This is a genomic window from Streptomyces sp. TS71-3, assembly GCF_018327685.1.
Classification (GTDB): domain Bacteria; phylum Actinomycetota; class Actinomycetes; order Streptomycetales; family Streptomycetaceae; genus Streptomyces.
The window spans coordinates 5721492-5738695 of the sequence record NZ_BNEL01000001.1; the positions used below are offsets into that span (position 1 = coordinate 5721492).

Annotated in this window: 17 protein-coding genes; 8 read left to right on the plus strand and 9 right to left on the minus strand. The window is 71.2% G+C overall.

From position 1 onward, the window contains the following. Positions 1-83 precede the first annotated feature (83 nt). Entirely contained in the window at positions 84-914 is an 831-nt protein-coding gene (locus tag Sm713_RS23410; protein WP_212911509.1) for an aldo/keto reductase, read from the minus strand. A 233-nt stretch (positions 915-1147) separates the two neighbouring features. Between Sm713_RS23410 and Sm713_RS23415 the strand changes: the two genes are divergently transcribed. After that, positions 1148-1657 (plus strand): DinB family protein, encoded by a 510-nt coding sequence (locus tag Sm713_RS23415; protein ID WP_212911510.1) that lies wholly within the window; start codon positions 1148-1150, stop codon positions 1655-1657. A 40-nt stretch (positions 1658-1697) separates the two neighbouring features. On the opposite strand, the gene Sm713_RS23420 is transcribed toward Sm713_RS23415, so the two are convergent. Next, positions 1698-2573 (minus strand): bifunctional 2-polyprenyl-6-hydroxyphenol methylase/3-demethylubiquinol 3-O-methyltransferase UbiG, encoded by an 876-nt coding sequence (locus tag Sm713_RS23420; protein ID WP_212911511.1) that lies wholly within the window; start codon positions 2571-2573, stop codon positions 1698-1700. 339 nt (positions 2574-2912) lie between these two features. Between Sm713_RS23420 and Sm713_RS23425 the strand changes: the two genes are divergently transcribed. Together Sm713_RS23425 and Sm713_RS23430 are read left to right on the plus strand one after the other, a co-directional pair. Next, positions 2913-4100, plus strand: a complete 1188-nt coding sequence (locus Sm713_RS23425; protein WP_212911512.1) for a cytochrome P450 — start codon at positions 2913-2915, stop codon at positions 4098-4100. Positions 4101-4140: 40 nt separating this feature from the next. Continuing rightward, the gene (locus Sm713_RS23430) at positions 4141-4335 is read left to right on the plus strand and encodes a ferredoxin (RefSeq protein WP_212912216.1); all 195 of its coding nucleotides are present in this window, start codon (positions 4141-4143) and stop codon (positions 4333-4335) included. An 82-nt stretch (positions 4336-4417) separates the two neighbouring features. On the opposite strand, the gene Sm713_RS23435 is transcribed toward Sm713_RS23430, so the two are convergent. Together Sm713_RS23435 and Sm713_RS23440 are read right to left on the minus strand one after the other, a co-directional pair. Further along, a complete protein-coding gene (locus Sm713_RS23435; protein ID WP_212911513.1) occupies positions 4418-4600 on the minus strand; it encodes an antitoxin in 183 nt (60 codons plus the stop codon). Positions 4601-4719: 119 nt separating this feature from the next. Further along, positions 4720-6759 carry an aconitate hydratase gene (locus Sm713_RS23440; RefSeq protein ID WP_212911514.1) on the minus strand — a complete coding sequence of 680 codons (2040 nt, stop codon included), beginning with the start codon at positions 6757-6759 and terminating at the stop codon, positions 4720-4722. 515 nt (positions 6760-7274) lie between these two features. Between Sm713_RS23440 and Sm713_RS23445 the strand changes: the two genes are divergently transcribed. Then, the gene (locus Sm713_RS23445) at positions 7275-7883 is read left to right on the plus strand and encodes an LAETG motif-containing sortase-dependent surface protein (protein WP_212911515.1); all 609 of its coding nucleotides are present in this window, start codon (positions 7275-7277) and stop codon (positions 7881-7883) included. A gap of 310 nt (positions 7884-8193) precedes the next feature. On the opposite strand, the gene Sm713_RS23450 is transcribed toward Sm713_RS23445, so the two are convergent. The 5 genes from Sm713_RS23450 to Sm713_RS23470 form a co-directional block, all read right to left on the minus strand. Beyond that, the gene (locus tag Sm713_RS23450; protein WP_212911516.1) at positions 8194-9078 is read right to left on the minus strand and encodes an amino acid ABC transporter permease; all 885 of its coding nucleotides are present in this window, start codon (positions 9076-9078) and stop codon (positions 8194-8196) included. Beyond that, positions 9075-9719, minus strand: a complete 645-nt coding sequence (locus tag Sm713_RS23455; RefSeq protein ID WP_212911517.1) for an amino acid ABC transporter permease — start codon at positions 9717-9719, stop codon at positions 9075-9077. The genes Sm713_RS23450 and Sm713_RS23455 overlap by 4 nt, the downstream gene beginning before the upstream one ends. A gap of 27 nt (positions 9720-9746) precedes the next feature. Further along, positions 9747-10694, minus strand: a complete 948-nt coding sequence (locus tag Sm713_RS23460; protein ID WP_212911518.1) for a transporter substrate-binding domain-containing protein — start codon at positions 10692-10694, stop codon at positions 9747-9749. 77 nt (positions 10695-10771) lie between these two features. Beyond that, positions 10772-11515: an amino acid ABC transporter ATP-binding protein gene (locus Sm713_RS23465; RefSeq protein WP_212911519.1), complete on the minus strand. Its 744-nt coding sequence runs from the start codon at positions 11513-11515 to the stop codon at positions 10772-10774. After that, entirely contained in the window at positions 11512-12675 is a 1164-nt protein-coding gene (locus Sm713_RS23470) for a C45 family peptidase (RefSeq protein WP_212911520.1), read from the minus strand. Before Sm713_RS23470 ends, Sm713_RS23465 begins: the two co-directional genes overlap by 4 nt. A gap of 178 nt (positions 12676-12853) precedes the next feature. Here Sm713_RS23470 and Sm713_RS23475 point away from each other — a divergent pair, with 178 nt between their 5' ends. The 4 genes from Sm713_RS23475 to Sm713_RS23490 all read left to right on the plus strand — a co-directional run bounded on the left by Sm713_RS23475 (position 12854) and on the right by Sm713_RS23490 (position 17103). Beyond that, positions 12854-13810: a MurR/RpiR family transcriptional regulator gene (locus tag Sm713_RS23475; protein ID WP_212911521.1), complete on the plus strand. Its 957-nt coding sequence runs from the start codon at positions 12854-12856 to the stop codon at positions 13808-13810. Positions 13811-14176: 366 nt separating this feature from the next. Then, on the plus strand, positions 14177-15040 hold the full coding sequence (gene proC / locus Sm713_RS23480) for a pyrroline-5-carboxylate reductase (protein WP_212911522.1): 864 nt from the start codon (positions 14177-14179) through the stop codon (positions 15038-15040). 58 nt (positions 15041-15098) lie between these two features. Next, entirely contained in the window at positions 15099-15938 is an 840-nt protein-coding gene (locus Sm713_RS23485) for an alpha/beta hydrolase (RefSeq protein ID WP_212911523.1), read from the plus strand. 136 nt (positions 15939-16074) lie between these two features. Further along, positions 16075-17103 (plus strand): proline racemase family protein, encoded by a 1029-nt coding sequence (locus tag Sm713_RS23490; RefSeq protein WP_212911524.1) that lies wholly within the window; start codon positions 16075-16077, stop codon positions 17101-17103. Positions 17104-17204: the final 101 nt, after the last annotated feature.

Consider the following 17204-nt stretch of genomic DNA (forward strand, 5'->3'; position numbering starts at 1 on the left):
AGCGCCGGCCGGCCCGCGGGCCGCTATCCCCGGGACGGCGTCCGCGGGACCGGCGCGTAGGCGCGCCGGTCCCGCGGACGCCGTCAGAACTCCTCGTGCGTGTCGGGGTCGCCGCCGATGCGCCGGTGGCCGCGGTCGTCGATGGCCGCGATGTCCTCCGGGGAGAGCTCGAAGCCGAAGATGTCCAGGTTCTCGCGCTGCCGGCCCCGGTCCCCGGACTTGGGGATCGGGACGGCGCCGAGCTGGGTGTGCCAGCGGAGCACCACCTGCGCGGGGCTGACGCCGTGGTTCCCGGCGACGGCGGCGATGGCCGGGTCGTCCAGCAGGTCGCTGCCGCGGCCGAGCGGGCTCCAGCTCTCGGTGACGATGTTCCGGCCGGCGTGGAAGGCGCGCAGCTCGTCCTGGGGGAGCAGGGGGTGCAGCTCCACCTGGTTGACCGAGGGCAGCACCCCGGTCTCGTCCTGGAGCCTGCGGATCTGGGCCGGCGTGAAGTTGGAGACGCCGACGGAGCGGATCAGGCCGTCCGCGCGCAGCTTGACCATGGCCTTCCAGGAGTCGAGGTACTTGTCCACGCGCGGCAGCGGCCAGTGGATCAGGTACAGGTCGACGTACTCCAGGCCGAGCCGGGCACGGGACTCCTCGAAGGAGCGGAGCGTCTCCTCGTAGCCGTGGTCGCGGCCGGGCAGCTTCGTGGTGACCATGATCTCGTCGCGCGGCACGCCGCTGCGGGCGATGCCGCGTCCGGTGCCCGTCTCGTTGCGGTAGTTGGTGGCCGTGTCGATGAGCCGGTAGCCCAGCCGCAGGGCATGGTCGACGGCCTGCTCCGCCTCGGTGTCGTCCATGGGATAGGTACCCAGGCCGAGGCCGGGAATGGTCGAGCCGTCGTTGAGCGGGTACGCCGGGACGCTGGGCACGGATCGCTCCTCTTTCGGGTGCAGGCTGGCGCGGCCAGCGTATATCGGGCGCCCGGCGGGTCCGGGCGTCGCCACCGGGGTGGCCCGGCGCGCCGGGGGCGGTGCGCGGCGGAGGGGTACCCGGCGCACCCGGGTGCCATTCACGGGCGCCCCGGGTGTCGGACGGGACACAGGGGGAAGATCGTGGCAGGACACCCCGCAACGGGCACCACCCCGAACGCAAAGGACAGGTCATGAACAGCGCCGCACTGCTCATCGACGCATACGGACGCATCAAGGAGGAGGTGCACTCCGCGGTGGAGGGACTGGGCGCGGCGGAGCTGAACGCACGCCTCGACCCCGGCGCCAACTCCATCAGCTGGCTGATCTGGCACCTGACCAGGGTTCAGGACGACCACGTCTGCGAGGTCGCCCAGGTGGAGCAGGTGTGGCTGGCCGACGGGTGGGCCGGCCGCTTCGGCCTCCCGTTCGCCGACGAGGACACCGGCTACGCCCACACCGCCACGCAGGTGGGCCGGGTGACGGTGGACTCGGGCCAGCTCCTGCTGGGCTACTACGACGCGGTGCACGAGCAGAGCGTGGGCTTCATCCGGGACCTGCGCGACAAGGATCTCGACCGCGTCGTCGACGAGAGCTGGACGCCCGCCGTCACGCTCGGCGTGCGGCTCGTCAGCGTCATCGGGGACGACCTGGAGCACGCCGGGCAGGCCAACTTCGTGCGGGGCGTCCTGGAACGCCGCTGAGGCCCCTGGAGCCGGTGGGCCGGCCCCACGGTCCCGGCGCTCAGGGACGGGCCAGGAGCGCGTACATCAGGGGAACGCGCGGCGCGGTGTCCGGCAGCCGCCACCACCCGGACTCGCCGCGCACCATCCCTGGCCAGCGCGGCCAGGGCAGCTCATGGCTCTCGCGCAGCCGCTCCACCCGCAGGCCCGCCCCGGTCACCGCGGTCACCACCTCGCCGATGCCGTGCATCCACTCGTAGCACTCGGTGGCACCCCGCACGGCGGGGCCGTCGGTGTAGGTGCGGGAGGCGTCCCGGCGCAGGGCGCCGCGGCCCTCCAGGTAGTCGTGGCGCAGCAGCAACTCCGCGCCGTCCTCCGCGCCGGGTGTGAGCCCCAGGGAGCCCAGCAGCGGGTGGAACTCGACGACGTACAGCCTCCCGCCCGGACGTAACAGGTTCCCGATCACGTCCGTCCAGCGGTCCAGGTCGGGGAGGTAGCACAGGGCGCCCTTGCCGGTGTAGACCACGTCGAACCTGCGGCCGCCCAGGGCCCGCACCGCGTCGTACACGTCGGACCTGACGTACTCGACGTCCGCCCGCGCCCGCCGCGCCAACTCCGTCGCGGCCGCCACCGCCGCACCCGAGATGTCCAGGCCGACGGCGCGGGCCCCACGGGCGGCGAAGGCGAGCGTATCGGTGCCCAGGTGGCACTGGAGGTGGACCACGTCCCGTCCCTGGAGCGGGCCCATGTCCCGCCACTCGAAGGGGGCGAACCAGCGCGCCGGGTCGAGGCCGTCGGCGACCGCGTAGAAGCGGCTCGCCAGGTGGACGGGCGTGCGCGCGTCCCAGTTGGCCTCGATGGCCTGTATGCGCCGCCGGTCCTCGGGGCTCAGCGGGGCGGGAGCCGGCGGCTCGGGGCGTCCACGTGCCTCGGTCATGGACCCATCCCACCACGGTGGGGCGGGGCCCGGGATCGACCGCGGGAACTCGAAGCGGAAGGCGACGGTGCATTCACGCCACGACCAACCGGAAAAAGTAGACGCGCGCGTACACAATCATTCCGGTTCTCAGACGCGAAGTCATCGGCGTGTTGATGTTTGGAGGCGCACTCTCGCAGGTCGGGACTGTCATGTACAAGGCTGAAACCCGAGGTGAGGCGCGCTACCGGCCGGATCGCCGCTCCCGTTCATCTGGCTGGTCTGCATGTCGACCTGTTAGGAGCCCGAGGCATCTAATGATGATCGGCAAGGCAGAACCGAGGCTTGCGAGGACCCCCCATGACTGAAACCGTTGCCTTCCCCCAGGATCGCACCTGTCCCTATCACCCGCCGGCGGCCTACCAGCCACTCACGGAGCAGCGCCCGCTCTCCCGGGTCACCCTCTACGACGGCCGCGACGTCTGGGTGGTCACCGGCCATGCCACCGCCCGCGAGCTGCTCGTCGACCCCCGGCTCTCCACCGACCGCAGGAATCCGTCGTTCCCCCTGGTGACCGCGAGGTTCGAGGGTGTTCGCGACCGCACAGCCGCCCTGCTCGGCGTCGACGACCCCGTGCACAACACCCAGCGCCGGATGCTGATCCCCAGCTTCACGCTCAAGCGGATCAACTCCCTGCGCCCGCGCATCCAGGAGACCGTCGACCGGCTGCTGGACGCCATGATCGAGAAGGGCTCCCCGGCGGAACTGGTGAGCGCGTTCGCGCTGCCCGTTCCCTCGATGGTCATCTGCGCCCTGCTGGGCGTGCCGTACGCCGACCACGACTTCTTCGAGGAGCAGTCGCGGATGCTGCTGCGCGGCCCCCGCGCCGAGGACTCCCAGAAGGCCCGTGACGAACTCATGGACTACCTGGACGCCCTGATCGAGAAGAAGCAGAAGTCGCCCGGCGACGGCCTCCTCGACGAGCTCATCTCGGAGCAGTACGCCAAGGGCAACGTGGACCGCAGGGAACTGATCGACCTCGCGTTGATCCTGCTCGTCGCCGGCCACGAGACCACCGCCAACATGATCTCGCTCGGCACCTTCACGCTGCTCCAGCACCCCGAGCAGCTGACCGAGCTGCGGGGCGACGCCTCGCTGATGCCGGCCGCCGTGGAGGAACTGCTGCGGTTCCTGTCCATCGCCGAGGGCCTGACGCGGGTCGCCCTGGAGGACATCGAGATCGCCGGAACCACCATCCGCGCCGACGACGGGGTGGTCTTCTCGACCTCTGTCATCAACCGCGACGAGGGCGCCTACCAGGAGCCGGACTCGCTGGACTGGCACCGCTCGGTCCGCCACCACGTCGCGTTCGGATTCGGCGTCCACCAGTGCCTCGGGCAGAACCTGGCCCGCGCCGAGATGGACATCGCGCTGCGGAGCCTGTTCGAACGGCTGCCGGACCTGCGCCTCGCGGCGCCCGCCGACGAGATCCCCTTCAAGCCCGGAGACACCCTTCAGGGGATGATTGAACTCCCCGTCGCCTGGTAGGGAATGAACCGTGACGGGCGATTCGAGGAAAGGCGTGACAATGGAGATCGCGATCGACACGGACACCTGCGTCGGCGCGGGCATGTGTGCCCTGACCGCACCCAGCGTGTTCACTCAGGACGACGACGGGTTCAGCCAGGTGCTGCCCGGCCGCGAGGACGGCGGCGGCGACCCGCTGGTCCGCGAGGCCGCCCGCGCCTGTCCGGTGGGCGCCATCACCGTCTCCGGCGAGTAGATCGGGCGCAGGTCGGGCCCGCTCCGCCGTCGCGGCACACGTCAGGCGGCGGACGGGCCCGGCCCGCTCGGCGGCCGTTCCGTCACGACTGGGGCGGGTTGTCGCCCTGGTCCCCGCCGAACTCGTCATCGGCCCGGTCCCGGCCCTGGCCCTCGTACCTGCCCTGCGACTTGTCGTTCATGCGGTCGGCACCCTTGTCGGCGGCTTTCTCCGACTGCTCCGGGTGGCCTTTCAGCATGCTCTTGATCCTGTCCATGACGGACATGAGTCAGCCTCCTTGAACGGCCTTGCACATCCCCCGTCAGAATTCAGGGTTCCCCGTGTGGCCGGACATTCCCATCCGGCCGTCCATTCTTTTCGTTTTCACGTGCGGTGAGAGAACGGCTACTCGCCGCCCTCTTCCGTGCCGCTCTCCTCCGCGGCCAGCGCCGGAATGATGCCGCCCGCCAGCACCGTGAGCCTGCGGTGTGCCGGGAGGTGGTGGCGCACGCGGTACTCCTCGTCGCGGGTGGTGTTCACCGCGACCAGGGACGGCTCGGCACCCGGTGCGAGCGCGGCGCGCAGCCCGTCGAGGCGCAACTCGTCGCCCTGGCGCACCCGGTCGTAGTCCGCCGGATCCTCGAATTCCAGCGCGAGGATGCCGAAATTCGCGAGGTTCTGCCAGTGAATCCGCGCATATGATTTGGCAATCACCGCGCGCAGCCCCAGATAGCGGGGCGTGATGGCCGCGTGCTCCCGCGACGAACCCTGGCCGTAGTTCTCGCCCGCCACCACGACATGGCCGCCGCCCTCCCGGTACTCCGCGGCCCGCCGCGGGTATTCCGGATCGATACGCGTGAAAGTGAACTCGGCGAGCCTCGGAATGTGCGAGCGGAACGGCAGCGCCTTCGCGCCGGCCGGGGAGATCTCGTCCGTGGAGACGTCGTCGCCCATCTTCAGCAGCACCGGTCCCCGGACGGTGTCCGGCAGCGGGTCGAGCGTGGGCAGTGCGGAGATCGAGGGGCCGCGCACCAGGCTGATGCGAGCGGCCTGCTCGGGCGGCAGGGGCGGCTCCAGCATGTCCGGATTCCGCGCGGTGCGCCGCATGGTGCCGTTCACCGGATACCGCGCTCCGGTGTCCGCGGCCCACTCCCGGGGATCGGTGATGACGCCGCGCAGCGCCGACGCGGCGGCGGTCTCCGGCGAGCAGAGCCACACCGCGTCCTCCTCGGTCCCGGAGCGGCCCGGGAAGTTCCGCGGGAAGGTGCGCAGCGAGTTGCGCCCCACGGCCGGGGCCTGGCCCATGCCGATGCAGCCGAGGCAGCCCGCCTGGTGGATGCGGGCGCCCGCGGCGATCAGATCCAGGACCGCACCCGACCGCGTGAGGTCCTGGAGGATCTCGCGCGACGTCGGATTGACGTCCAGGCTGATCCCGGCGCCCGTCTGCCGCCCCCGCACCATCGACGCCACGGTCGCGAAGTCCCGCAGCCCCGGGTTGGCGGACGAGCCGATCACCGCCTGGGAGATCTCCTCGCCTGCCGCCTCGCGCACCGGCACCACGTTCCCGGGCGAGGTCGGACGGGCGATCAGGGGCTCCAGGGTGGAGAGGTCGATCTCCTCGCGGAGGTCGTAGCGCGCGTCGGGCTCAGGGAGCAGCGCGGTGAAGTCCTCCTCGCGGCCCTCGGCGCGCAGGAAGTCGCGCACCGCCTCGTCCGCGGGGAAGACGGAGGTGGTCGCGCCCAGTTCGGCGCCCATGTTGGCGATGACGTGCCGGTCCATCGCGGTGAGGGAGGCGAGGCCGGGTCCGTGGTACTCCAGCACGCGGTTCACCCCGCCCTTCACGCCGTGCCGGCGCAGCATCTCCAGGACCACGTCCTTCGCGCTCACCCAGTCCGGCAGGGTGCCCGTCAGCCGGATGCCCCAGATCCGCGGCATGGTGATGCGCAGCGGGCGGCCCGTCATGGCCAGTGCCACCTCCAGGCCGCCGGTGCCCAGTGCGAACATCCCGAGCGATCCCGCCGCGCAGGTGTGTGAGTCCGACCCGGCCAGGGTGGCGCCGGGCCGGCCGAAGTGCTGCATGTGCACCGGGTGCGAGACGCCGTTGCCGGGCTTGGAGTACCAGATGCCGAAGCGGCGGGCGGCGGAGCGCAGGAACGCGTGGTCCTCCGCGTTGCGCTCGTCGGCCTGAAGGATGTTGTGGTCGACGTACTGCACGCTCACGTCCGTGTGCACCCGGTCGAGGCCGAGGGCCTCCAGCTCCTGCATCACCAGGGTGCCCGTGGCGTCCTGGGTGAGGGTCTGGTCGATCCGCAGCCCGATCTCGCCGCCGGGCTCCAGCGTGCCCTCGACGAGGTGATCGCCGATGAGCCGCTGCGCCACGGTCCCGCGTGCCCCGTCCGCTGCGTCCCGTGCGGCGTCCGCCGCCGGGTGCGTGCCTCCTGCCATGACGCGCCTCCGCCCGAGCGTCTTTCCCTGCCTGCCCGGGCCCAGTCGGCCCGGCTGTGCGCAGCCGAGTACCCGCACGCGGCGGGATGACTCGGGCCGGCACGGCGATGGTGATCACGGGTTGACGGCGGGCGGACGCTCGGCCGCGTTCCACGCACCGCCGCACCGATCAATTCCAGCCAGTGTCGGGGGTGCGCGGACCCGTCCTCCACCTGCCTGCGGACGCCCTCGGCGCCGAGTGGCGGTGGCACAAGGCGGCGCACCGGAGCGGGTGCGGCGAGGATGCGACGCGGGTGGCGGCCTCGTGCAGGTGCGCGATACTCTCCGCTGCCCAGGCACGGCTGTAGTCCCTCTCCGCAAGGCGGGACTCCATCGGCAGGTCACAAGGGGTTCGCGGCCCGTCGTGGCTGATGATCACGTGTGATGCATGGGGCGGGTGCGAGCCCCGGCAGCCGAGGGAGTACTGTGCCCGCGCACGAACTTCACCCCAACTACACATCTTGTGTGGAGGATTCATGAATGGACCCACCCGTGCTTGGCGCCGTCCGGGCTTCCTCATAGGCAGCGCCGTGGCCGGTGTCGCGGCCGTCGGTCTGTGCACCGTCCCCGCGTCGGCGCACACCCCGACCTGGTCGGTGTCCTGCTCCGAGGTGACGGTCGACCTCACCGCGTACAACGGTGGTGTGAAGAACACCGTCAGCATCAGCGTGGACGGCAAGGACCTGCTGGCCGCCAAGACCTTCGGCAGCGAGTACCACGACAAGATCACGCTGCCCGAGCACACCAGCGAACTGCCGGTGCACCTCGTGGTCAAGGCCGGTGACGGGGACCAGTACTCGAAGGACGACACCAAGACGGCTCCGGTGTGCGCCGGCACGCCTGCCACCCCCCCGCCGTCCAAGTCGCCGACGCCCACCGAGGCCCCCAGCTCCGAGGCTCCGGCGCCCAGCACCTCGTCCGCGAGCGCTGCGCCGGTTCCGAGCAGCAAGCCGAGCTCGTCCAACCTGGCCGAGACCGGTTCGTCCAGCTCCACGCCGATCATCGCCGGTGCTGCCGCCGTGGTCGTCGTCGCCGGTGGCGGCATCCTGCTCGCCACCCGCAAGCGCGCTGCCGCTCGTCACTGACACCTCGTCAGGAAAACGCTGTCGACGTCACGCCGGGCTGATGTCCTCGTCAGGCCGGCGCTGACAGTTCAAGCCGTCTCGTGCCCTGTGGCCCCCGGGCCACCGGGGCACGGTTCGGGCCTGGAATGCGTACCGGCAGCCCACCGGCTCCCGGAACGTGCTGGTTGAGACCCGTCTCGACCAGCACTTTTCTGTTCTCCGGGACGGTGAGGGCAGAGCCGGGGCTTCCCGGCGGTCGTCCGGCCGGGAGACCGCATTCCGAGCGCGCGTGGGGATCCCGGCGCGGCCGGGTGAGGGGACGGGACGGGGGTCAGGCCGCCTTCTGCGGCAGTGGCCGGGGGACGGACTCCGTGGTCAGGCCCGGGCCCGGGCGACGGCGCCGGCCGCGTGCGCCGGGACCCGCACCGCGGTCCACCAGCGTCGCCGCTCCGGACAGCAGGAAGTTGAGCACGACGAAGTAGACGCCGGTGATGACGTAGGTCTGCAGGAGGTTCCCGGAGAACTGCGACAGCACACGCGAGTCGCTCATCAGCTCCGGATAGCCGACGATGTAGCCCAGGCTGGACTCCTTCAGTGCCCGTACCAGTTGGGTGATCAGCGCCGGCCGCAGGATGCGCAGCGCCTGGGGGAGGACCACGAGCCGCATCGCCGTGCCGCGCCGCAGGCCCAGGGCGATGGCGGCGTCGTACTGGCCGCGGCCGACGGAGCGGACACCGGCCCGCACGATCTCGGCGAACACCGCGCCCGCGTGCAGCACGACGGGGATGCCGAGCTGCCAGAACGTGGGAACCCGGACGCCGACCTCCGGCAGGCCGAGCATGAAGAAGTAGACGATCAGGATCAGCGGGATCGAGCGGATGAACTCGATCCCGGCGGCGGACGGGAGGGAGATCCAGCGCCGCGGCGAGAGCCGTCCGAGACCGGCGAGAGTACCGGCGACGAGGGAGAGCGCCGCGCCGGTGAGGCCGATCTTGAGGGTGTTCGCCAGGCCCTGGAGGTAGTAGTGCTGGGTGCCCCAGGTCAGCAGAGGGGACCAGCGGTCGCGGTCGAGCTGACCCGTGTGGCCGAGTTGGGCGAGGGCGGCCGCCACCAGGCCGAGCACCAGCACGGCGGAGCCGGCGGTCCACCACCGCATCCTGGCGCGGCCCCTGGGGCCGAGCTGCCCGAAGAGGACGGATTCGACGGAACGCGTCATCGCAGGATCCGCACTTTGCGCTCGATGAGACCGGTGGCCGCTCCCACGGTCAGGGTGACGAGGAGGTATCCGATGCCGGCGGCCACGAAGCTGGCGATCGGCTGGGCGTACTGGGCGTTGAACGCCCGCGCCTGGCCGGTGAGGTCCAGGACGCCGAAGGCGGTGGCCAGGGCCGAGGCCAGGGCCACGTTGATGCACACGTTGCCGAGCGGCTGCACCATGGCGCGGAATGCCTGGGGCAGTACGACCGTGCGGAGCACACCCCGGAACCCGAGCCCGATGGCCTGGGCCGCCTCGATCTCGCCGACCGGTATGGAGTGCACGCCGGACCTGAACGTCTCGCACACGTACGAGCCGAAGTACAGTGCGAGGCCGATCACGGACGACCAGAACAAGGGCACCCGCACACCCGCGTAGGGCAGTGCGAACACCATCATGAACAGGACCAGGAACAGCGGGGAGTTCCGCACGAGGTGCACGTACAGCGCTCCGGCTGCTCTGAGGGGCGGTAGCGGGCCGACCCGGCACACTCCGAGGAGCGTGCCGAGCACGACCGCCAGCGGGAAGGCGAGTGCGGTCAGTTCTAGGGTCTTGAGCAGGCCGCCGGCCAACGGGGCGAGGTGGGTGAGGAGAAGTTTCACGGTGTCTCCGCGCGGGGGTGGGGTGGATCAGGCGCCGGGGACCGCGCCGATGGCCGGCGGGGTGGGAGCGGGTTTCCCGCCCAGCTTGCCCACGGTCTCGTCGTAGAGCCTCTTCCAGGTGCCGTCCGCCTCGACGGCCTTGAGGAACTGGTTCACCACCGTCGTGAACGCGGGGTCCTTCTTGGCGATGCCGATGCCGAAGGGGTTGGATCCGAAGGTGGCGTCGAGCATCTTGACCCCCGGATGATTGACCACGTTCCCGGTCAGCGAGGCGTTGTTGAGCGTGACCGCCTGGACCCGGCCCTGGGCCAGCGCCGTGACGCATTCCGGCACGGTGTCGAACAGCACGGGTTCGGCCTTGGGCTGGGCCTTCAGCAGCGCCTGCTGCGCGGTGCCGGACTCGGTGGCGACCTTCTTGCCGGAGAGGTCCCCGACGCCGTGGATGGCGGTCTCCGACTCGGCGACCGCGATACCGCCGGCTGCCATGTAGTAGGGCCCGGCGAAGTTGACGATCTTCAACCGCTCCGGGGTGATGGTGTACGTCTCGATGGCCACATCCACCGTGTCGTTGTTCAGCAGGGCCTCCCGGGTCTCGTTGTTGCCGGGGCCGAGCTTGACGGACGGCTTGCCGAGCAGGTACTTGGCGAGCAGTTGTGCCATGCCCGCGTCGAAGCCGCTGATCTTCCCGGTCGTCGGGTCGAGCTGGGAGAAGCCGACGCCGTCGCGGGCGCCGGCGTAGAGGAGCACGCCGCGCCCCCGGATACGGTCCAGGGTCGGGGTGTGGGGGAGGTTCCTGCCGACGGGGCCGGCGGCGACCGCGGCGGCCTGGTCGACGTCGCCGCCGGACGCGGGACGGGCGGCCTTGCCGCTGCCTCCAGCGGCGGGGCCGGTGGGGTGGGAACTGCCGCAGCCGGCGAGGGCGCTGCCGGTCATGACCAGGCAACTGACGGCGACGGCGAGACGGGTGACTCTCACGTGCTTGCTCCTCAAGACGGGTGGGCCGATGGAACGGGGGAGGGGTGGTACGCGCGCCCGGGCCTGGGCGGTCGGCGTCAGTGCGCGAGCACCTTGGAGAGGAAGTCCCGCGCGCGATCGGTGCGCGGGCTGTCGAAGAACTCGTCGGGAGCGCCCTCCTCGACGACCCGGCCGTCCGCCATGAAGACCACGCGGTGCCCGGCCCGGCGGGCGAAGCCGATCTCGTGGGTGACCACGATCATCGTCATGCCCTGGGCGGCCAGGGTGGTCATGACGTCCAGCACCTCGTGGACCATTTCGGGGTCGAGGGCGCTGGTGGGCTCGTCGAACAGGACGACCTTGGGGCGCATGGCGAGTGCCCGGGCGATGGCGACGCGCTGCTGCTGGCCCCCGGAGAGCTGGGCCGGGTACTTGTCGGCCTGGTCGGCGACGCCGACCTGGGCCAGCAGCCGCATCGCTTCGGCCGCCGCCTCCTTCCGGTCGGTGCGGCGCGCCCGCACCGGTCCGAGGGTGACGTTCTCCAGCACGGTCATGTGGGCGAAGAGGTTGAAGGACTGGAACACCATCCCGATGTCGGCCCGCAGTCCCGCCAGTTCGCGGCCCTCCTCGGGCACCTGCCGGCCGGCCAGGGCGACCGTGCCCGCCTGGTGGCGCTCCAGGCGGTTGATGCACCGGCACAGGGTGGACTTGCCCGAGCCGGAGGGGCCGACGACGACCACGACCTCCCCGGCGTGCACGTCCAGGTCGACGTCGTGCAGGACGCGGACGGCGCCGTAGTCCTTGCACAGCCCGCGCACGCTGACGAGGGGGTGGCCGCTCATCGCTCGCCTCCCGGTCCGTCGTAGAGGTTCCAGGGCAGGAGCCGGTAGTCGCTCTCGCAGGGGTTTCCGCGCAGTGCGTGGTACTCCCCGGCGGTCAGGTCGACGAGGCTGCTCATGATGGTCTTGGACCGGCGGACCTCGCCGTGTGCCGGGTCGGGGTGGGCGCACACGCTCAGCGGTGCGCCGAAGTGGTCGCTCATGGCGTCGTGGACGGCCTTGCGGACGGCCGTGGGGTCGGCCGCGTGGCGGACCCTGGCCAGGCCGCTCTCGATGCGCGGGACGCGGACCAGCGAGTCCGGCGAGGAGGGGCGGTAGTCCGCCCAGAGCGCGGGAGGGATTCCGTACTGGTAGTGGTTGCCGTGGACGAGGATGCCGTCGCGCGGGTAGCCCCAGCCGTGGCCGAGCGGGGTGGTCTCCAGGTCGATGGCGAAGCCGTCGCGGTGGGCGAGGACGAGGTTGGTCGCGATGTGCTGGCGCACCGCGAAGGGGATGTCCAGGGCCTCATGGAAGGTCGGCGCATCGAGGATGAGCCGGCGCATGAGGGGCTGCGGCAGGCCGAGGGGGGTGCCGAAGCGGCCGTCGAGCCCGTTGGCGTTGAGCGCGATCCCGGCCGAGTTGACGCCGTGCCTGCCGACCTGGCCGGCCTCGACCTGCATGATGACGGTCGGCAGCGGCGGTTGGACGATGCGGATCATGACGGTGGTGTCCTCGGTGCCGGCCCGCCAGTCCCAGTTCTGGCCGACGTAGGTGTGCCCGTCGCCCGTCGCCTCGGGGAGCAGGGCGAAGGAGGAGCAGCCGTCGATCTCCTCGCGCTGGTGGGGAGCGGCCGGCCGCCCCATCTCGGCGAAGGAGGAGTCGGCGCTGCGCACGATCTCCCCGCGGGCGTTGAGCGCGAGGATGTCGGTGGCGTCGGCGCCGGCGCCCTCGGCGATGCCGTCCATCTCCTCGGCGAGGCGGGGGGCCGCTGCCTCCACGACGGGGCGCCAGAGCCGGGCCCGGTCGAGGACCTCGGGCCAGCTGAGGCCGGACGACGTGGAGAACGCGACCCGGTAGTAGTCGAGCGACCGGCCGATCTCCGACCGGGCGGCCTCACCGTAGGCGCGCCCCCGTTCTCGCGGGGTCCCGCTCACCTCGATGAGAGGTATGGGCCGATGTGTCATGTGGAGACTTCTCCTTGAAGCGTGCGCGTGCAAGCGTCGGCGTCCGCAGGATGAGGTGGAGCGCGATCACGGGGCGGACCTGCGCGTATCGGTCCGGCGTAGGCGATCGGTAGTTTCCGCTACGAGATCGGGGGGCGTGGCGCTACACTGTAGTGACAGCTACAAGGAAGTCAATAGAATGCCAACAGAGCACTCCAGCGATACGGAGGCCGGCTCTCCGGAGCCGGATGAGGACTCGCTCGACGCGAGGATCGAGGCCAGGCTCGCCACCATGACGCGGGCCGAGCGCAAGGTGGCGGAGTACCTCCGCACCCACCGTCAGGAGGTCATCTTCGCGACCGCCGAACAGATCGGAGCCGGCTCGAACACCAGTGACGCCACCGTGGTGCGCACGGCCAAGACGCTCGGCTACTCCGGCCTGCTGGAGCTGAAGTACAGCCTCGGCATGCAGGTCATCCAGGCCACCAGGCCGTCGGAGCGCCTGCATCAGCGCATCGAACGGGCCGGCCAGGACAGCGCGACCGCGCTCGACATGGTGTTCACCGAGGCCGTCGAGCGCCTCACGGAGACCCGGCGCCTCATGCTCCCCGCGGACCTGGCGAAGGCGGTGGACCTGGTGGCCGGGGCACGCGAGGTGCTCGCGGTGGCCTTCGGCGTCTCCGAGATCATGGCCGACTACCTGGCGCTGCGCCTCAACCGCGCCGGGCGCCGGGCCCGCGCCGCCACCCACACCGGCTTCCGCCTGGCCGACGACCTCATAGCCCTGGGGCAGGACGACCTCGTCGTGCTCTACGCCCCGGGCCGCCACTTCGACGAGATCGATCCCCTGCTGGAGCACGCGTCCGCCGTCGGTGCCCGCACCCTCCTGATCTCCGACTCCCTGATCCCGGTGCTGGGCGACCGGGTGACCGCCTCGCTCTATGCCGTGCACTCGCCCGGTGGCTTCACCAGCGAGACGCTGTGTGCGCACGTCCTGACCGACGCGCTGCTCCTGGGGGTCGCCTCGCGGGATGAGGAACGCGCCACCGCCACCTCGGAGTTGCTGACCCGGCTCCGCACCGCGCTGCCCGGCACCGGTATGACCGCCGCGGGCTCCCGCGGCGCGTTCAAGCGCCCGCCCGAAGAGCCGAGGTGAGCGGGTCGCGGGCCGACCGGTACCGGTCGGCGACCGAATGGCGCAGGTGCGGGGCCGGCCCTGGAGTCTGACCTGTAAGACCCGCTTCCGGAGGCGTTGTTGCAGCTCAAAAGCAGTGGTATGTCACACACCACAGGTGTTATGGTGCTCGCTGCCCGCCGAGACAATGGAAGGGGTCCGGATTCCGCCCGGCCTGCCGGCGCCACCCGCATCCGGCCGGGCCCGGTCCGATCCCTTCGGCGCTTGATCCGCCCCGCGGCAAAGGGCCGGTAGCGCGGACGACAAACAGGCCGCACGGAGAACGACCACACCAACCACGATCGCGGTCCGGGCCGGATGGCCCGGGTCTCCACGAAGGCAGGAGCCATGAGCACCTCTGAACGACCCCCCGCCGGGACACTGTCGGTCATCGGCGGCGGCAACATCGCGGAAGCCCTGCTCTCCGGCCTGCTCCTGGGCGAGGGGGCGCTGTTCGGCGCCGAGCACGTGTCGGTGGTCGAACCCGATCCCGACCGCGCCGCGTACATGCGCTCGACGTACGGCATCAGCGTGGTGGCGATCGAGGAGGCGGCGACCGCCGACACCCTGGTGATCGCTGTGAAGCCGCACTTCATCGACGACGTGCTCGGCCCGCTGGCCGACCGTCTCACGGACCGGCAGCTGGTCATCTCGGTCGTGGGCGCCGTCACCGCCGGCCAGATCGAGGCCGGGCTGAACGGGAAGGTTCCCGTGGTCCGCTGCATGCCCAACACTCCCGCGGCGGTCGGCGAGGGCATCACCGCGATCAACCGAGGCGCGTACGCCTCGGAGGCGGACCTGGAGCGGACCGAGGCGATCCTGTCCGCGGTCGGCAGGGTCGTCCGCGTGACCGAGGCCCAACTGGACGTGGTCACCGGCCTGTCGGGCAGCGGCCCCGCCTACTTCTACTACCTGGCCGAGGCCCTGATCGACGCCGGCGTGCTGCTCGGCCTCCAGCGTCCCCTCGCCGCCGAACTCGTCACGCAGACCCTGGTGGGCTCCGGCGCCCTGATCCGCACGACCGGCAAGGCACCGGACGCTCTGCGGGTCGCCGTCAGCAGCCCCGGCGGGATGACGGTGGCGGGCATCCGGCAGTTCGAGAACCACGCCGTCCGGGCGGCGGTCATGGCAGGCGTCGAGGCCGCGCGTGACCGCTCGGCCGAACTCGGCCGGTGGGAGAAAGCATCTCTCCCAGACGGAAGTCCTCAGTGAACAGTCGCAACGTGGAGGGATTCGCCATGCCGGCACGCATAGCAGAGGTGTTCGCGCGATGACCCGGGGACCGGACACCTCGCAGGCCACCGCCTTCTACTTCAGGGGCCGTACGCCGATCTTCGCCGCTCGGACCGACCAGCGGTTCTCGTACTGCCTGCACGTTCCGTCCGGGCACGAGAACAGCGACCGGCCGCTGCCGCTGGTGGTGCTCGTGCACGGCACGGGCCGCACCGGCCCGCAGTACCGCGACGGCTTCTCGGAGTGGGCCGAGGAGCACAACGCCCTCGTGCTGGCCCCCCTCTTCCCGGGCGGCATCACCGCTCCGGGCGAGCTGCACAGCTACAAGTTCCTGATGGCGGGCGACCTGCGGTACGACCGCATCCTCTTGGACATCGTGGCCGAGGTCGGCGAGGCGTTCAACGTGGACACCGGCCGGTTCCTCCTGCACGGCTTCTCCGGCGGCGGGCAGTTCACCCAGCGCTTCTTCTACCTCCACCCGGACCGGCTCAGGGCGGTGTCCATCGGAGCCCCCGGACGGGTGACGATGCTCGACGACACCAGGAACTGGTGGCTGGGCACCCGGGACCTCGAGGAGCGAAGCGGCATCCGCGTCGACGTCGGGGCCCTGCGCGAAATCCCGGTGCACATGGTCGTCGGCGCGTTGGACACCGAGACCTGGGAGATCAACAACGTCGGCGACCCCAACTGGCTCGACGGCGCGCAGGAGGCGGGCCGCACCCGCGTCGAGCGGCTGGACTCGTTGCGCCGCAACTTCGAGGACCACGGAATCTCCGTGGAGTTCGAGATCGTCCCGGACGTGGGCCACCGCGGCAGCCTCGTACGCCCCGCGGTGAAGCGCTTCTTCTCCGGTGTCCTGAACGGCGCCCGGCGGTGAGCGACACGTTCACGGCCCTGCCGGCGGCCGCCGGCGCCGGCCGGCGCGCGACGGTCGTGCGTTGACCGGCCCCCAGCCGCGCCGGACGAAGCCCCCGGACCCCGACCCGGGCCCATAGCGAGAAAGGCCATGTCCCATGCGTTTCGAGAAGAGCATCCACGTCGTCGGCTGCCACGCGGAGGGCGAGATCGGGAACGTGGTCGTCGGCGGTGTCCCGGCGGTTCCGGGCGCGACCATGCTCGACAAGCGCCGGCATCTCGCGCAGGAGGCCGACTGGCTACGGCAGTTGCTGCTGAAGGAGCCCCGCGGCAACGTCGTGCGCAGCGCGAACGTCGTGTTCCCCTCGGCGCACCCGGAGGCGGACATGGGATACGTGATCATGGAGTCGACCGAATACCCGGTCATGTCCGGCAGCAACACGATCTGCGTCGCCACCGTCCTGCTGGAGACCGGCATGATCCCGATGCGCGAGCCGGTCACCGAGTTGACGCTGGAGTCGCCCGCCGGTCTGATCCGGCTCTCCTGCACGTGCCGTGACGGGAAGGTCACCGGCGTGACCTTCGTCAACCAGCCGGCCTTCGTCCACCACCTGGACGCCCCCGTCGAGGTCGAGGGCCTCGGCACGGTGACCGTCGACGTCGCCTGGGGCGGCATGGCGTACGCCTTGGTGGACGCGCGCAGGGTCGGGTTCGATCTGGATCCCGCCGAGGCGCGGGATCTGTGCGAGATCGGCCAGCGGATCAAACACGCGGCGGCCGAGCAGCTTCCCGTTCGCCATCCGGAGAACCCCGAGTTCGCGGGCATCACGCAGACCGAGTTCACCCTGCCGGTCCGGCGGGAGGGCCACGCGCTGCTCGGCCGCAACGCCGTCATCGTCTCCCCGGGACGGATCGACCGCAGCCCGTGCGGCACGGGCACGTCGGCCCGCCTGGCGGTGCTCCATGCGCGCGGCGAGATCGGGCAGGGCGAGTGGTTCATCAGCGAATCGATCCTCGGGACCCGCTTCGACAGCGTGATCGGGTCGCTGGCGCGGGTCGGGGGCGTCGACGCGGTCGTCCCCAGCGTCACCGGCCAGGCGTGGATCACCGACATCTCCCAGATCGGCGTCGACCCCAGCGATCCCTTCCCCGCCGGCTACACGCTGGCCGACACCTGGCTCGGGTGACGGCGCCGGCCACCATGACGCCGCCAGGGGAACCGAGATGGCGCGGTCAGGGGAACCGGCAGCCCGGCCCCCTACGGCCTTACCTACCGACGCTACCGACG

Coding starts and splice junctions, on each gene's coding strand:
- Sm713_RS23435 (WP_212911513.1), bottom strand. CDS start 4,600: ATGTCCGTCATGGACAGGATCAAGAGCATGCTGAAAGGCCACCCGGAG.
- Sm713_RS23490 (WP_212911524.1), top strand. CDS start 16,075: ATGCGTTTCGAGAAGAGCATCCACGTCGTCGGCTGCCACGCGGAGGGC.
- Sm713_RS23415 (WP_212911510.1), top strand. CDS start 1,148: ATGAACAGCGCCGCACTGCTCATCGACGCATACGGACGCATCAAGGAG.
- Sm713_RS23440 (WP_212911514.1), bottom strand. CDS start 6,759: ATGGCAGGAGGCACGCACCCGGCGGCGGACGCCGCACGGGACGCAGCG.
- Sm713_RS23420 (WP_212911511.1), bottom strand. CDS start 2,573: ATGACCGAGGCACGTGGACGCCCCGAGCCGCCGGCTCCCGCCCCGCTG.
- Sm713_RS23475 (WP_212911521.1), top strand. CDS start 12,854: ATGCCAACAGAGCACTCCAGCGATACGGAGGCCGGCTCTCCGGAGCCG.
- Sm713_RS23470 (WP_212911520.1), bottom strand. CDS start 12,675: ATGACACATCGGCCCATACCTCTCATCGAGGTGAGCGGGACCCCGCGA.
- Sm713_RS23425 (WP_212911512.1), top strand. CDS start 2,913: ATGACTGAAACCGTTGCCTTCCCCCAGGATCGCACCTGTCCCTATCAC.
- Sm713_RS23450 (WP_212911516.1), bottom strand. CDS start 9,078: ATGACGCGTTCCGTCGAATCCGTCCTCTTCGGGCAGCTCGGCCCCAGG.
- Sm713_RS23445 (WP_212911515.1), top strand. CDS start 7,275: ATGAATGGACCCACCCGTGCTTGGCGCCGTCCGGGCTTCCTCATAGGC.
- Sm713_RS23485 (WP_212911523.1), top strand. CDS start 15,099: ATGACCCGGGGACCGGACACCTCGCAGGCCACCGCCTTCTACTTCAGG.
- Sm713_RS23465 (WP_212911519.1), bottom strand. CDS start 11,515: ATGAGCGGCCACCCCCTCGTCAGCGTGCGCGGGCTGTGCAAGGACTAC.
- Sm713_RS23430 (WP_212912216.1), top strand. CDS start 4,141: ATGGAGATCGCGATCGACACGGACACCTGCGTCGGCGCGGGCATGTGT.
- proC (WP_212911522.1), top strand. CDS start 14,177: ATGAGCACCTCTGAACGACCCCCCGCCGGGACACTGTCGGTCATCGGC.